Source organism: Caulobacter segnis (assembly GCF_023935105.1).
In the GTDB taxonomy this organism is placed as follows: domain Bacteria; phylum Pseudomonadota; class Alphaproteobacteria; order Caulobacterales; family Caulobacteraceae; genus Caulobacter; species Caulobacter segnis_B.
In genome coordinates this window covers 3,489,149-3,503,356 of sequence record NZ_CP096040.1, presented here as the reverse complement: position 1 = coordinate 3,503,356, position 14,208 = coordinate 3,489,149, and the positions used below count along the sequence as shown (strand labels likewise).

The 14,208-nt window shown below is 67.3% G+C and carries 10 protein-coding genes; 5 read left to right on the top strand and 5 right to left on the bottom strand.

What is annotated here, in order from left to right:
• Positions 1-27: 27 nt before the first annotated feature.
• The 4 genes from MZV50_RS16330 to MZV50_RS16305 all read right to left on the bottom strand — a co-directional run bounded on the left by MZV50_RS16330 (position 28) and on the right by MZV50_RS16305 (position 4,130).
• Complete coding sequence (locus tag MZV50_RS16330) at positions 28-237, bottom strand: hypothetical protein (RefSeq protein ID WP_252630359.1); 210 nt, start codon at positions 235-237, stop codon at positions 28-30.
• 97 nt (positions 238-334) lie between these two features.
• The gene (locus tag MZV50_RS16325) at positions 335-1,819 is read right to left on the bottom strand and encodes an amidohydrolase (RefSeq protein ID WP_252630358.1); all 1,485 of its coding nucleotides are present in this window, start codon (positions 1,817-1,819) and stop codon (positions 335-337) included.
• A 750-nt stretch (positions 1,820-2,569) separates the two neighbouring features.
• Positions 2,570-3,601 (bottom strand): FecR family protein, encoded by a 1,032-nt coding sequence (locus MZV50_RS16310; protein WP_252630357.1) that lies wholly within the window; start codon positions 3,599-3,601, stop codon positions 2,570-2,572.
• On the bottom strand, positions 3,555-4,130 hold the full coding sequence (locus MZV50_RS16305; RefSeq protein ID WP_252630356.1) for an RNA polymerase sigma factor: 576 nt from the start codon (positions 4,128-4,130) through the stop codon (positions 3,555-3,557). Before MZV50_RS16305 ends, MZV50_RS16310 begins: the two co-directional genes overlap by 47 nt.
• Positions 4,131-4,450: 320 nt before the next feature.
• Here MZV50_RS16305 and MZV50_RS16300 point away from each other — a divergent pair, with 320 nt between their 5' ends.
• The 3 genes from MZV50_RS16300 to MZV50_RS16290 all read left to right on the top strand — a co-directional run bounded on the left by MZV50_RS16300 (position 4,451) and on the right by MZV50_RS16290 (position 9,357).
• Positions 4,451-6,667, top strand: coding sequence for a TonB-dependent receptor domain-containing protein (locus tag MZV50_RS16300; protein ID WP_252630355.1), 2,217 nt, complete (start codon positions 4,451-4,453; stop codon positions 6,665-6,667).
• Between the two features lie 80 nt (positions 6,668-6,747).
• Positions 6,748-6,936 (top strand): TonB-dependent receptor, encoded by a 189-nt coding sequence (locus MZV50_RS16295; protein WP_252630354.1) that lies wholly within the window; start codon positions 6,748-6,750, stop codon positions 6,934-6,936.
• Between the two features lie 102 nt (positions 6,937-7,038).
• Positions 7,039-9,357, top strand: coding sequence for a TonB-dependent receptor (locus tag MZV50_RS16290; RefSeq protein WP_252630353.1), 2,319 nt, complete (start codon positions 7,039-7,041; stop codon positions 9,355-9,357).
• Positions 9,358-9,397: 40 nt separating this feature from the next.
• On the opposite strand, the gene MZV50_RS16285 is transcribed toward MZV50_RS16290, so the two are convergent.
• A complete protein-coding gene (locus MZV50_RS16285; protein ID WP_252630352.1) occupies positions 9,398-10,099 on the bottom strand; it encodes a glutathione S-transferase in 702 nt (233 codons plus the stop codon).
• A gap of 200 nt (positions 10,100-10,299) precedes the next feature.
• Between MZV50_RS16285 and MZV50_RS16280 the strand changes: the two genes are divergently transcribed.
• Complete coding sequence (locus tag MZV50_RS16280; protein ID WP_252630351.1) at positions 10,300-10,611, top strand: energy transducer TonB family protein; 312 nt, start codon at positions 10,300-10,302, stop codon at positions 10,609-10,611.
• A gap of 320 nt (positions 10,612-10,931) precedes the next feature.
• Positions 10,932-14,198, top strand: a complete 3,267-nt coding sequence (locus tag MZV50_RS16275; RefSeq protein WP_252630350.1) for a TonB-dependent receptor — start codon at positions 10,932-10,934, stop codon at positions 14,196-14,198.
• Positions 14,199-14,208: the final 10 nt, after the last annotated feature.

Sequence of the window (14,208 nt, the reverse complement as noted above, 5' to 3'; positions counted from 1 at the left end):
CCCGGCTTCGAACGGCCGAAAGTCCTGTCAGACGAACGACGTCATCCCAAAGCGCCGCGCCAGGCGGGCCTGGATCCGCTCCCACGTGTTCAGCTTGATCGGCTCGCCCTTGCGCAGCTTGGTCCAGGTCGTCTCGCTGATGCCGTAGACGTCGGTCAGGTGTTCGCGGGTCACGGCCGGCAGGGCGCGCTTGAGCGCTTCGAAGCGCTCGCGGGGGACGATGACGGTCTGGACCACGCCGGACTCCAAGAAACGGTACAGAAGGGAGCGCGGCCGACGCCCAAAGGGGGAGGTGGCGCCGGCCGCTGACGATCGCCGGGGAAGGGGGCGATCGTTATTCGCGCGCCGCCGAGGCGGGCTTGCGGTAGTCGAGGGCCGGCGGGCGGTCGCCCAGCATGGCCTTGTAGGTGAAGTTGGGGCCACGACGCTCGTTCAACTCGGCCTTGGCCTTCTTGACGATGTCGGGGTTGGAGAACAGGTCCGCGCCGGTCAGGGCCAGGGTCTTGGCGGCGTTGACCGCGCCCTTCACGCCGATCGACGAGCCGGCGGCGGCCACGTTCTGCCAGCTGTGACCGGCCGAGCCGGGGACGAAGGTCGCCGTGCCCAGGCCGACGGTCGGGGTCACCCAGCTGATGTCGGAGACGTCGGTCGAGCCGCCGCCGCCTTCCAGCTCGATCTTGTAGGGCTCGATGGTCTTGACCGTGTCGATCGACGGCGGATTGACCAGGGTGGTCTGCATCTTCTTGGCGAAGGCGACCTCTTCCGGCGTCCAGGTGATGCCGCCGACTTTGCGCAGGTTGGCGTCCATCACCCGGCCCAGGGTGTCGTTGGGCAGCAGGGCGTAGACGCCGCCGGTGATCTCTTTGTCCACGGTCGTGCCGGTGGCCAGGGCCGCGCCTTCGGCCGCCTTCTCGACCCGCGACCAGACGTCCTTGACCACGGCCGGGTCGGGGTGGCGGACGTAGTAGTAGACCTCGGCGAAGTCGGGCACGACGTTCGGGGCGGTGCCGCCGGCGGTGATCACGTAGTGGATGCGGGTCTTGTCCGGGACATGCTCGCGCAGGAAGTTGGTGGCCACGTCCATGATCTCGACGCCGTCCAGGGCCGAGCGGCCCTTTTCCGGCGCGCCGGCGGCGTGGGCAGAGACGCCGTGGAAGCGGAACTTGCCGCTGATATTGGCCATCGACACGCCCTGGACGGCCGAGTTCGCGTTGGCCGGGTGCCAGTGCAGGGTGGCGTCGACGTCGTTGAACAGGCCGTCGCGGACGAAATAGACCTTGCCCGAGCCGCCTTCCTCGGCGGGCGTGCCGTAGACGCGCAGCTCGCCCTTGATGTTGTTCTTGACCATCCAGTCCTTGAGGGCGACGGCCGCGCCGACCGAGGCGGCGCCGAACAGGTTGTGGCCGCAGCCGTGGCCGGCGATCTGGCCGGGGATGCCGGTCTTCACCGGATCGGCGGTCTGGGCCAGGCCGGGCAGGGCGTCGAACTCCGCGAGCACGGCGATGACCGGGCCCGCGCCGTTCTTGAAGCTGGCCACGAAAGCGGTCGGCTCGCCCGCGACGCCGGCCTTCACGTCGAAGCCGGCCGTCTTCAGTTGGCCCTGCAACAGGGTCGAACTCTTCACTTCCTGATAGCCGACCTCGGCGAAGCCCCAGATCTTCAGGGCCGCGTCCTGGATCTGCGGGGCGTCGGCGTCGACGGCCTTGAGGATCTGGGCGCGGGCGGCGTCGCTGAGCGGCGCGGCGTAGGCCTGGGTCGCCAGAACACCCGTCGCCATGCTGGCGGACAGGAGGGCGAGCTTCAGGGCGGTGAGCTTCATGGAACGGTTTCCCCGACAAAGCGAAATTGGGCGACGACAAGCGCCTATCTGTACGACGCAGCAGCGCGGGCGAACCTCACCCATGCGGCGAGATTTTTCGAGAGCCGCGCCGCCACCGCCTCACGCGGCTTGCCGCCGAAGTTTCTGGAAAGGGGCGCGGAGCGCCGGGCGACGCCCGGAGTGTGAGAAGTTTGATACCGTTTCGACGAAGCCAGACGCTCCGCGCGACCGTTATTCGCCAGCGTCCCGTCAGGTGGCCCTGTTCAGGCCTTACCGGGACCCAGGCCTCCGAGTTTCCTCGGAAGCCCGAAGGTCGAAGAGGGCGGATCAATACTGATCAGGACAGACCCTTTTGCCTCCAACCACGCCGACGGCGGGCGGGTGAGCCCAGCAAGCCCAGCCCCGGACCGTCCGAGTATCCCCCTCGGACCTGTCCCCGCTCGATCGCCCCCCCGCCGCCACGATGGTCGCTGGCCACGCGCCCTTTCCTCACGACGAGCTGGGATCATTGTGGACGCGGTTTCAATGCGGATCATCCGGCGGCGTATAAAATCTACAAGTAATTGATTTCACTGGGTTTTTCATCGAGAATTTCGAGGGCAGAGCGTGCTCTATCCCCTTAGTCCTCTTCCGCGACACTGGGGAGGTGTCCGGAGCGATGGAGACAAGGGGCAAGCTGGACGGGCGCGGAGCTCGCCCCCTCCGGCCCTTTGTGCCACCGCCCCCGCGATGCGGGGGGAGGATCTAGAGCTACAGACTGCCCCGGCCCGGGCTCACCAACTCGACCTGCTTGTCATCCGACCGCCCGACCTCGGCCAGGCCGTAGGTGCGCAGCGCGGCGACGAAGGCGTCGATCTGGCCGGTCTTGAAGACGCCGCTGACGGGCGTGGCGGCTAGGGTCGGATCGGCCAGGGCCAGCTTGCGTGTGGAGTAGCGGTTCATCTCGGCGACCACGCTGGACAGCGGCTCGGCGTCGAAGACCAGGCGGCCTTGCAGCCAGGCGGATTCCTTGGCGGTGTCGACGGTCGCGACCGCCCAGTCGGCGGAGCCATTGGCCACGAAGCGCGAGCCGGCCGACATTTCGATGCGACGCTGGCCTTGCGGCGAGGCGCCGACGATCCGCACGCGGCCCTCGACCAGGGTGACCGACAGCTTGCCCGGCTCCATCCTTACGTCGAAAGCGGTGCCCACGGCGGTCACCGACTTGTCGCCGGCCGAGACGATGAACGGGCGGGTCTTGTCCTTGGCCACCTGGAAATAGGCCTGACCGCGTAGCAGGGTCAGGCGGCGCTCGGCGCCCCAGTGATTGACCCGCACGGCGGAGTCGGTGCCGAGGGTCACGACCGAGTTGTCGGCCAGCCGGAAGGTCGAGCGCTCGCCTACGGCGGTGGTGAAAACTGGTTCGTCGGCGGCGGGGGCGGGCGTCTTGTCGCCCTCCAGCCAGCGGCGTCCCAGCAGCGCTCCGCCCACGGTAGCGACCAGGCCGGCCGCGGCCAGGCCCAGGGCGCGGCGGTTCAGGCGACGGGGCGGGGCTTCGCCGGCGCCGAGGGCGTCGGCGCGCAGCGCCGCCAGGGCGGGATCGTTCTCAAGGCCAGAAAGGTCGTCCCAGGTCGCGCGCACGGCGTCCCAGGCGGCCGCGTGCCGCGCGTCGGCGTTCAGCCAGTGCTGAAAGTCCCGGCGGTCCTGCGGGGATACGTCGTCGTCTTGCAGGCGCGCGAACCAGGTCGCGGCCGTGCTAGCCGGGTCGTCGTGTCTCTCTTTGCCCGACGTGGTCGACGTCATCCTGGTCCCGCAGACGCTCGTGCAGATGACGCAGCGCCTTCATCACATGTTTCTCGACAGCGCTGACAGAGACCCCCAAACGCTGAGCGACGAGCTTGTAGCTCATCTCCTCGAAGCGCACGAGGATGAAAACCCGTCGTGTGCGTTCCGGTAGCTCGTTGAGGGCCGCCATCGCGCGCGCCATCCGCTCTCGTCCCTGTAAGACGCGCTCCGGCGACATTTCATCAACGGGGTGATGAATTTCTTGCAGTTCGCAATGATCGTTGCGCCGGCGCGTGCGGTCGCGGCGGCCGCGATCGATCAGGACGTTGGCGGCGACCTCGAACAGATAGCCTTCGACATTGTTCACGACGGGGGCGGGCTGGCGCTTCTGGATCCGGAGCAGGACTTCCTGGACCAGATCTTCGACGTCGTTGGCTGGCGCGCGGCGGGAGAAGAAGGCGCGCAGCGCCGGCGTGAACCGAGCGCCGGCGTCGGAGAGGCTGGGCGCCTGCTCCGGCGGCCTGGACGGTCGACCGCCCCAAATCACTGTTCACGCCCCAACATGACCGTCAGGTGAAATCGCGCTTTCGTTCGTGTCAAGCCGCGCGGTCTCGTCAAAGCCGACCAAACGCAACCAAGGGCCTGTTGCCTAAACCCTATGCAACACGCGATCTTGAGAGGCCGGAACACCAGACCAAACAAGGTCGGCCGGCGAATTGAGGCAAGGTGCGCGCCCTCGACGGCGTACATCCGAGCCGTCGGGGGAGGTCGGGAGTCGGTGTGTTGAGGTCCGGAGCGTCGAGAGCGTCGTCGAGACGCGGCGCCGTCGCGGCCTTGCTGTGCGCGAGCGCGGTCGGCGCTTGCCCGATGGGCGCCGCCTGGGCCGCGCCCAAGCGTCCCGACGCCGCCTATCGCTTCGACATTCCCGCCCAGCCGTTGAGCCAGGCGCTGAACCAGCTGGCCCTGCGCAGCGATCGCGAGATCCTGTTTTCACCGGCCCTGACGCGGGGTAAGCGCAGTCCGGCGGTGAGCGGCGCGTTCACGCCCGAGGCCGCGCTGGAGCGACTGCTGGCCGGCTCGGGCCTGGTGGTCCGACTCGAGGGGCGCAGCTTCCTGGTCGTGCCGGCGCCGCGCGAGGCGCCGAGCGAGGCCGCCGCCACCACGCCCAGGCCTGAACCCCCGCCACAGCCGATCGCCATCGATTCGGTGGTCGTCACCGCGCTGAAGCGGTCCAGCCTGGTCCAGCAGACGCCGATCAGCATGACGGTGGTGTCCGGCGAACAACTGTCGCGCCTGGGCGTGCTGGATCTGGAGAAGGCCTCGCCGCTGCTACCGGGGTTGAAGCTGATCTCGACCGCGTTCGGGCGTCGGCTGGTGCTGCGTGGCGTCTACGGCGCCGGCGAGGCGACCACGGGCCTCTATTACGACGAGACGCCGATGACCGGGCCGGTCGGCACCACGGCCGACCCGGGAGTGATGGCGCCGGAGCTGGCGCTGGTCGACGTCGACCGCATCGAGCTGCTGCGGGGGCCGCAGGGCACGCTGTACGGCTCCGGTGCGATGGGCGGGGCGCTGCGGATCCTGTTCCGGCATCCGGACCTATCAGAGGATTCCGCCGCCATCGGCGCCTCGGCATCCGCCGCCGCCCATGGCGGTCAGGCCGGCGGGGCGACGGCGGTGCTGAACACCGTGGTGGTTCCGGAACGCTTCGCCGTGCGCGTGAGCGCCTATGAGCAGCATCAGCCGGGCGTGATCGACAATGTCCGGCTGGGACTGAAGGATGTCGACGCCTCCCGCGTGCAAGGCGTGAGGCTGGCCGCGCTGTGGGAAACGGGATCCCCGTTCTCGGCCCTGGTCTCGGCCACCCACCAGACCAGCCATCGCGACGACATCTCGGCCTGGAACGACACGGCCGGCCCCTGGAAGACGGTCCATGCCGGCCGCGCGCCGTTCGACGGCGAGATCGACCTGGCCTCGGCTACCCTGAAGTGGCGGGGCGAGGCGGTGGACCTGACGGCGGTGTCCTCTTGGTACCGCTGGCGGCTGACGCGGCGTCAGGACTACAGCGGCGTGCTGGTGGGCGAGCGGACCAACGCGGCCGGCTGTATGCGGATGTTCTCGCTGAGCCAGGCCTGCGGCGAGGCCCAGATGTCCAGCTACTCGGCCTATGTCGACAGCGTGTATCCGGCCATCCTGAACCAGCCGGCCGAACTGACGGCGAAGATCCACGAACTGCGGGCCTCGTCGGTTGGCGCGGGACCCCTGAAGTGGACGCTGGGCGCCTATCGCGAGGTCCGGGGCGACTACATCGACAGCCAGGTCCGCCACGTCGATCCAGGGACCGGCGCCCTGGCCGAGCCGCCCGTGCTGATCGGCCGGCGCGACATCGAGAACCACCTGTCCCAGAGCGCCGTCTTCGGCGAGCTTTCCTACGCCGTCGCGCCGGAGACCGAGCTGACGCTGGGCGCGCGGCGCTTCGACTACGTCAAGCGCGACCGGGGCGCGGTGCAGATCGCCAACGTCGTGTCGGGCACCTGGGCCGACTACGCCATCGACGCGCGGACCGAGGAGCGCGGCTGGAGCCTGAAGGCGCTGGCCAGCCGGCGGTTCGGATCCGACGTGTTCGGCTATGCGCAGGTGTCCCAGGGGTTCAGGCCGGGCGGCGTGAACGTCGTGCCCGGGCTGCCCGAGGCGTTGGCGGTCTACCGGTCGGATCGCCTGAACAACTACGAACTGGGCTTAAAGGCCCAGACCGGCGACGGTCGCGTCACCGCCAATGTCGCGCTCTATCGCGTCGAATGGTCGGACATGCAGTACGCGGCCCAGACCCAGAACCGCGCCTTCACCTATGTCACCAACATCGGGGCCGCCCGCATCCATGGCCTGGAGGTCGAGGCCACGGCGCAGCGCGTCCTGGGCTGGGACCTCGCGGGCAGCCTGACCCTGACCGACGCGCGCCTGACCGCCGACCAGATCACCAACACCGCCATCGGCCTGGGACTGGAGGGCGACCGCCTGCCGGTCGTGCCCAAGGTCGCCGCCGCCGCCTCGATGGAGCGCCGCTGGTCCTTGGCCAGGGGCTGAGCGGCCGCCTGCGCCTGGACGGCTCCTATGCGGGCCTGGCGCGCTCGGCCTTCAACGCCGAGAACGCCGACTACCTGAAGATGGGCGGTTACGCGCTGTTCGGCCTGAGCCTGGGCCTGGAGAGCAACGCCTGGACCGCCGACCTCGCCGTCGACAACCTGCTGGACCGCGCGGGGCGGGCCACGGCCGCCCGCAACACGTCCGGGCCGGTCGAGTATTTCGGCGTTGCGCCGCGCACCGTGCGCCTGTCTTTCGAACGCCGCTTCTGATCCGTCCTCAGTCTTTTTCGCGGCGCTCGATGAGGGAGCGTCGCGGGCTTGCGTCTGATCCTACAGGCCGCCGTCGAGCGGACCGACAAGAGGGGATCAATAATGAGACTGCAGTTCCGAGGCCTCCGGGCCCTGGCCCTGGGCGCCACCGCCATGACCAGCCTGGCCGCCGGCCACGCCTTCGCCCAGCAGACCGCCAGCCCGCCGGCCGACGCCGGGACGATCGAGGAGGTCGTGGTCACCGCGCTGAAGCGCTCGACCACCGTCCAGACCACCCCGATCAGCGTCAGCGCGGTGACCGAGAAGTCGCTGCAGGCGCTGGGCGCCTCGGGCATCCAGGACTATTTCCGCACCGTTCCGAACCTGCAGGTCGACGGCAACTCGCCGACCAGCCGCCGCCTGACTCTGCGCGGGGTGCGCAGCGCCGGTGAAGCCACGGTCGGCCTCTATTACGACGAAACTCCGCTGACGGGCCCGGCCGGCACGACCGCCGACGCCAGCTCGACCAGCGCCGACGTCAACCTGTTCGACGCCGAGCGCGTCGAGGTGCTGCGCGGCCCGCAGGGCACGCTGTACGGCTCGGGCTCGATGGGCGGCACCCTGCGGGTGATCCTCAACAAGCCTGACAGCAGCCGCTACGCCGGCGCGGTCGAGGCCCAGGGCACCAGCACCAAGGGCGGCAGCACCGGCTACTCGGTCAAGGGCATGGTCAACGTCCCGCTGATCGAGGACAAACTGGCCGCGCGCCTGGTGCTCTACAAGACCGAGGGCGGCGGCTATATCGACGACGTCCTGCTGAAAAAGAAGGACATCAACGACCAGCACTCCAGCGGCGGTCGCCTGATGCTGGGCTTCACGCCCACCGAGAACCTGACGATCAACGCCTCGGGCCTCTATCAGAAGACCACGCTGGACGGTCAGAACACCTGGTACCCCGCGCTGGGCAAGGAAGAGTACAAGACCAACGCCCGCGTTATCGCCCCGACCAGCGACAATCTGCGGATGTACAACGTCACGGGCAAATGGGACCTGGACTTCGCCACGGTCACGGCGACCTCGTCCTATTACAAGTGGACGCTGCTGCGGAACTCCGACTACAGCCCGACGCTGTCGGGCAGCCGCGCCAACGCCACCTCGTGCCGCAACTGGGTCGCGGGCGGTCCGGCCGCGAGCGGCTCGACGAACCCGGCCTGTACGGCGACGCAGCTGACGGCCTACACCGCCTATGCCGATAGCCGCACCCCCGGCGCGCTCTACCAGCCGATGGGCCTGACCTCGTGGAACCACGAACTGCGCGCCAACGGTTCGCTGTTCGAGGACAAGCTGGACTGGACGGCCGGCGTCTATCTGGAAAAGCGCGACGATTACATCGAGAGCAAGGTGGCCAAGGGCGACGCCGTCACCGGCGTCATCGACCCCAACGACCTGACCGCCTGGCGCCATGTCGGCACCGAGACCAAGCAGACTGCCTTCTTCGGTGAAGTGTCCTACAAGCCCATCGAGAAGCTGACCCTGACCGGCGGCCTGCGCCGCTTCAAGTACGACAAGACGGTCTCCGGCCAGGTCCTGATCAGCAACTTCATCACCCAGTCCTATGTCGGTCCGGCCGCCCAGGTCGACGCTAGCGCCGACGGCTGGGTCAGCAAGCTGAACGCCTCGTATCAGGTCACGTCGGACGTCATGGTCTACGCCGTGGCGGCCAAGGGCTTCCGTCCGGGCGGCGCTAACAACGTGCCGGGTCTGGCCAGCGCGCTTCTGGCCTATCAGCCCGACAGTCTGTGGAACTACGAAGGCGGCATCAAGAGCCAGTGGTTCGACCGTCGCCTGACGCTGAACGCGGCCGTCTACCAGATCGACTGGTCGAACATGCAGATCTCGGCCACCAGCGCCAACGGGGCCTTCAGCTACCTGACCAACGCCGGCAAGGCCAAGATCAAGGGCTTTGAAGTCGAAGCCACGGCGCGTCCGATCCGTGGCCTGACGATCAGCGGCACCGCCGCCATCGTCGACGCCAAGCTGACGGAAGACCAGGCCAACTCGACCATCCTGATCACCGGCTCGACCGGCCTGCGCGGCGACGAGTTCCCCAACGTGGCCAAGTACAGCGGCTCGGCCTCGGTCGAGTACACCTGGCCGCTGCCGGGCGACATGAATGGCCTGGTGCGCGCCGACTACGCCTATGTCGGCGAGTCTGCCTCGCAGTTCCGTCCGACCTACGTCTACTACGAGAAGCAAGGCGACTACGGCTACGCCAACCTCCGGGCCGGCGTCGAAGGCGCCGACTGGGGCGCGTACCTGTTTGTCAACAACGTGACCGATGAGGTGGGACTGATGAGCGTGACCTCGGCGGTGAACAACCCCAAGCAGGTCGTCAGCATCAATCCGCGCACGGCCGGCTTCCAAGTCCGCAAGCGCTTCTAGGCTAAAACGGCGGGCGGGCCTTCGGGTCCGTCCGCCACGGCTAGGCGTCGAGGACCTTGCGCAGCGAGGCCTCGATCTGGCCGCCGCAATAGGTGTCGCCATAGTCCCGCCGGGCCCGAGCGGCCAGGTCGGCCAGCGGCTTGAGGGCATAGACGCGCCGCGTCAGGGCGGCGGTCATGGGCGCGGCTTCTTCCAGAAGCTTCTCTATCGCGTCGAACCGGTCGGCGAGGGTCGACCACAGCGTGGCCGCGACGACGTCGGCGACCCCGGGCGCATCGCCGTCCAGCAGGAAGCCCGACTTCGGCTTCAGGCCATGACGGCGTCCCGTCTCCTCCCAGAACGACATCCACTTTTTCAGGCGCGGGACGAAATCGCGCCAGCGCTCGGGCGTCCACATCAGCTGGCCGCCGTTCAGGGTGATCTCGTCGATCACGTCATTGGCGTCGTTGACCATCTTCATCGTTAGCGCGCGAGCGGCGGGCGTGGCCGGCAAAAGCTCCAGCGTCTCCCCCAGATAAAGGATAATCGCCGGCATCTGGGCGACGGCGAAATCGGCCTTCCGATCGACCAGCAGGGGAGGGCCCATGAACGGGACCGGCGTCTCCTCGACCGGCAGGCTCATCAGTCGGGCGATCTCGGCGTCGCCGCCTTCCGTCCAGGATTTTCCGGCATGGGCCAGGACGGCGCGCACGAACTGCCCCCTGAACGGCGCAGACCAATAGTAGAGTACGTAGTCGGACATGGGGCCCTCTTCCGGATGCCCGCCAACAACGTCTCGCGGTGCGCTCCGTTCAGCGATCTTTGGGGGCGAGGGCGTTGGGTTGGGCCGGCCGGTTAATCAACTTCGGAAATGATTAACCGCGAACCTTGGCCGTTCCTTAGGGCTTAGGCGCGATAACCATCCTCACAAGTTCGGTTCAGTTCCAGAAGGAATGGGTGGGTATGAAAATCTCGATCGCGATCGCCGCGGGTCTCGCTGGCAGCTTCTTCGTCGCTCAGGCCGCCTCGGCCGCCGGCGGTTTCGAAGACCAGATGGGCCGCTGCCTGCAACAGTTCGCCAACACGCGCGACGCCGCTCAGGTCATGCTCGAGTGCAACGCCGCGGACGGCAAGCTGTCGGACTGCAAGGTCGTCGACAACAGCGCCGGCGGTAAGGGTTTCGACAAGGCCGCCATGTGCATCGCCGAGAAGCTGCCGATGGGCGCCAAGACCGGTTCGGTGAAGGTTCCCTTCCGCTTCCCGGGCGGCGCGTAAGCGTCCACGCTCAAAACGTTCAGACCACAAGCCCCTGCCGGTTCGCCGGCGGGGGCTTTGTCGTTCTGGAGCTCTCTCTTTCTCGCTGAAAAAAAGCGATTTCGGAATGCGTTCCGTCGGCAATCCGACGCGCCAAACAACGTTCGCGTCCATCGCAAAATGTAGCTTGTACGATAAATGTCCGCCGGTTAAATAAAGCATATTAAATAAAATATGCCGCTGACGCTGCGGCCCGATGCCTGTTGTCGGGACACGTAGCGCGGACGGCGAGGCCGCTGGATCGACTCTTGGTCGGGCGGACCATCACAGGGAGAGGGAACGTGAATTTTCTAAATCGGAAATGCATGCTGCTGGCCTCGGCGGCGGTCACGGTGGTGTCCAGCGGGTGGGCGGCGAACGCGCGGGCTCAAACAGCCGCCAGTCAAGACAGCGCTGTCGCGGAGGTCGTCGTCGTCGGCCAGCGCAAGGCCATCCAGTCGGCCCAGGATCTAAAGAAGAACTCCGAGGAGATCGTCGACTCGATCACCGCCGTCGACATCGGCGGCCTGCCGGACCGTTCGGTGACCGAAGCGCTGCAGCGCGTTCCGGGCGTCACCATCGGCCGCACCAATCAACCGCGCGACGTTGATCGCCTGAACGCCGAGGGCTCGGGCATCCAGATCCGGGGCCTGACCTGGGTCCGCTCGGAGCTGAACGGGCGCGACATGTTCTCGGCCAAGGGCGGCCGCGCCATCTCGTGGGAGGACGTCACGCCCGAGCTGTTCGCCGGCGTCGACGTCTACAAGAACCCGTCGGCCGACATCGTCGAGGGCGGTCTGGGCGGCACGGTCAATCTGCGCACGCGCATGCCGTTCGACCAACCGGGCCGCCAGATGGCCTTCTCGGCCGACTATACGCGCGGCGACCTGCGCAAGGCGGGGACGCCCTCGGGCAGCATCCTGCTGAGCGATCGCTTCCAGACCAACTGGGGCGAGTTCGGCGCGCTGCTCAGCGTGTCCAACTCCAAGCTGAAGACCGCCGTCAATACGATCGCGGTCGACCCGTACAACGCGCACGGCTTGGGCGTGCAGTCGTCCTATGACGGCGGTTCCAGCCTGAACTTCAACGGCGACAACTCCATCGCCGGCCAGCCCAAGAGCCGGGTCTTCGTGCCGGTCGGGGTGCAGTACCGCAACAACGATCAGGACCGGAACCGCAAGGGCTACTACGCCGCCTTCCAGTGGCGGCCCAACGAGAGCCTGGAGCTCTACACCACCCTGTTCCGCACCGAGGCCAAGCAGACCTTCATGGACCGCTTCGCCCAGACTTCGGCCTGCTGCTCGGCGACCAACAACCAGTCGTTCGTGGTGGGGCCGGCGACCGGCACGGCGTTCACCTACGACTCCGACGGCAACTTCCTGAAGGGCCAGTTGGTCGATGGCGGCGGCGGCGGCAACGGCGTGGCCAACTCGTTCCTGCTGAACCTGGGCACGCGCTACGGCGTGGTGAAGGACAACACCAACGACATCTCGGCCGGCTTCAAGTGGTCGAACGACCGCTGGCTGATTACCGGTGACCTGCAGTACGTTTATTCGCACCGGGGCAGCACCGACCTGACGGTCTACAACACCGTCACCCTGAACGGCGGCTTCGGCCTGGATCTGACCGGCGAGCTGCCGAAGATCACCATGGCCAATGTCACCAGCACCCCGTCGGCGTTCAACCTGTACGCCGCGATGGACCACATCGACGACAACGACGCCCGGGAATATTCGGGCAAGTTCGACGCGACCTATTCGTTCGACGACGACAAGTTCATCAAGGACATCAAGCTGGGGGCGCGGGCCACGTCCCGCGACGCCACCTCGCGCGACACGGCCTATAACTGGAACCTGATCTCGGCGCCCTGGGCCACGCGGGTCACGGCCACGGCCGACAAGTACACCCAGCACCAGGACAAGGTCAGCTTCGACAACTTCTTCAAGGGCGACCTGTCGGTGCCCGGGCTGATCATGCCGTCGTTCGACTTGGCCAAGAGCCCGACGGCGCTCTACGACTACCTGAACAAGGTGGTCTGGAACGGTCCGATCCCGGGCGGCGGCCCGGCCTATACCGACGGCGAATACGGTTACTACCCGCCGGGCGGGCCGAACGGCACGATCCCCAGCTGGTCGCCGGCGGGCGGGACCTACAGCCCGTTCACCCAAGGCACCCTGATGAGCTACATGCCCATCTGGGCTGCGCCCACGGGCAGCATCAGCTACTGGCAGCCGCTGGGCGACGTGCACACCAGCTTCACCAACACCGGTGGCCGGGGCGTCAACCGCCAGTGGGAAGACACCGCCTCGGTCTACGGCAAGGTTCGCTTCGGAACCGACCTGCCGTTCTCGTGGGGCGAGGAGGGCATGAGCTGGGACGGCAACCTCGGCCTGCGCGTCGTGCGGACCAAGACCGACGCCAACGGGTTCGGCACGATCAACCTGATCGACCAGAGCCAGCGGCGCTTCGCCTCGCCCACGGCCGCAACGAAGATCACCTATGCCGACGGCCGGGCCTTCACCACGACCGGCGGCACCGAATACACTGACGTCCTGCCCAGCCTGAACCTGCGGCTGAAGGCCAAGCCGAACGTGTTCGTGCGCTTCGCGGCGTCCAAGAACATCGTCCGGCCCGACTTCAACCAGCTGGATCCGTCGATGTCGGTGACGGGCACGCTGCAGTCGCGCCCCGCCACGGTCGCGGACGGCATCATCAACCAGCAGACCGGGGTGGCCTACACCCAGACCGAGCTGAACACGGCCGCGGCCGGGGGCTCGGCGGTCCAGTACCACACCGATGTCGCCTTCGGCTTCTTCGGCGGCAATCCGAACCTCAAGCCGATGCGGGCCAACTCGTTCGACCTGTCGGGCGAGTGGTATTTCCACGGCGGCATGATGGCGGTGGGGGCCTTCAAGAAGGACGTCTACGACTACATCCAGTCGACGCCGACCCTGCTGAACATCGCCACGTCAAACGGCAGCACCGTCCAGGCCATCGGCACCGTTCCCCAGAACATGGGTCACGGCAAGATCTACGGCATGGAGTTCCAGTACCAGCAGTACTACGACTTCCTGCCGGGGGCGCTGGGCGGCCTAGGCACGGAATTCAACGCGACGATCCTGGACAGCAAGGGCACGCGGAACGTGTCCAGCGACACCAAGGACGCGTCGCAGATCACCGCCTCGAAGCTGGACCTGCCGCTGGAGCAGCTGTCGCGCTACACCTACAATGCGACGGCCCTCTACAGTAAGTACGGCATCGACGCGCGCCTGGCCTACAACTGGCGCTCGCGGTACCTGATGAGCGCCTCGGCCTCGAACCTGATGGTGCCGGTCTACGCCAAGTCGTATGGCCAGCTGGACGGATCGGTGACGTACGCGCTGACGCCCCAGGTCAAGATCGGCGTCCAGGCGGTCAACCTCTTGAACTCGCGTTACGAGCTCGAGATGGACCAACGGGACAGCTGGTATCTCGGCACCCAGGGCAATTTCTCCAAATCGCTGGTCCGCACCCACAGCTGGACCGTCAGCGACCGCCGTGTTTCGTTCATCGTGCGCGGGACGTTCTAGACCCCCTGCA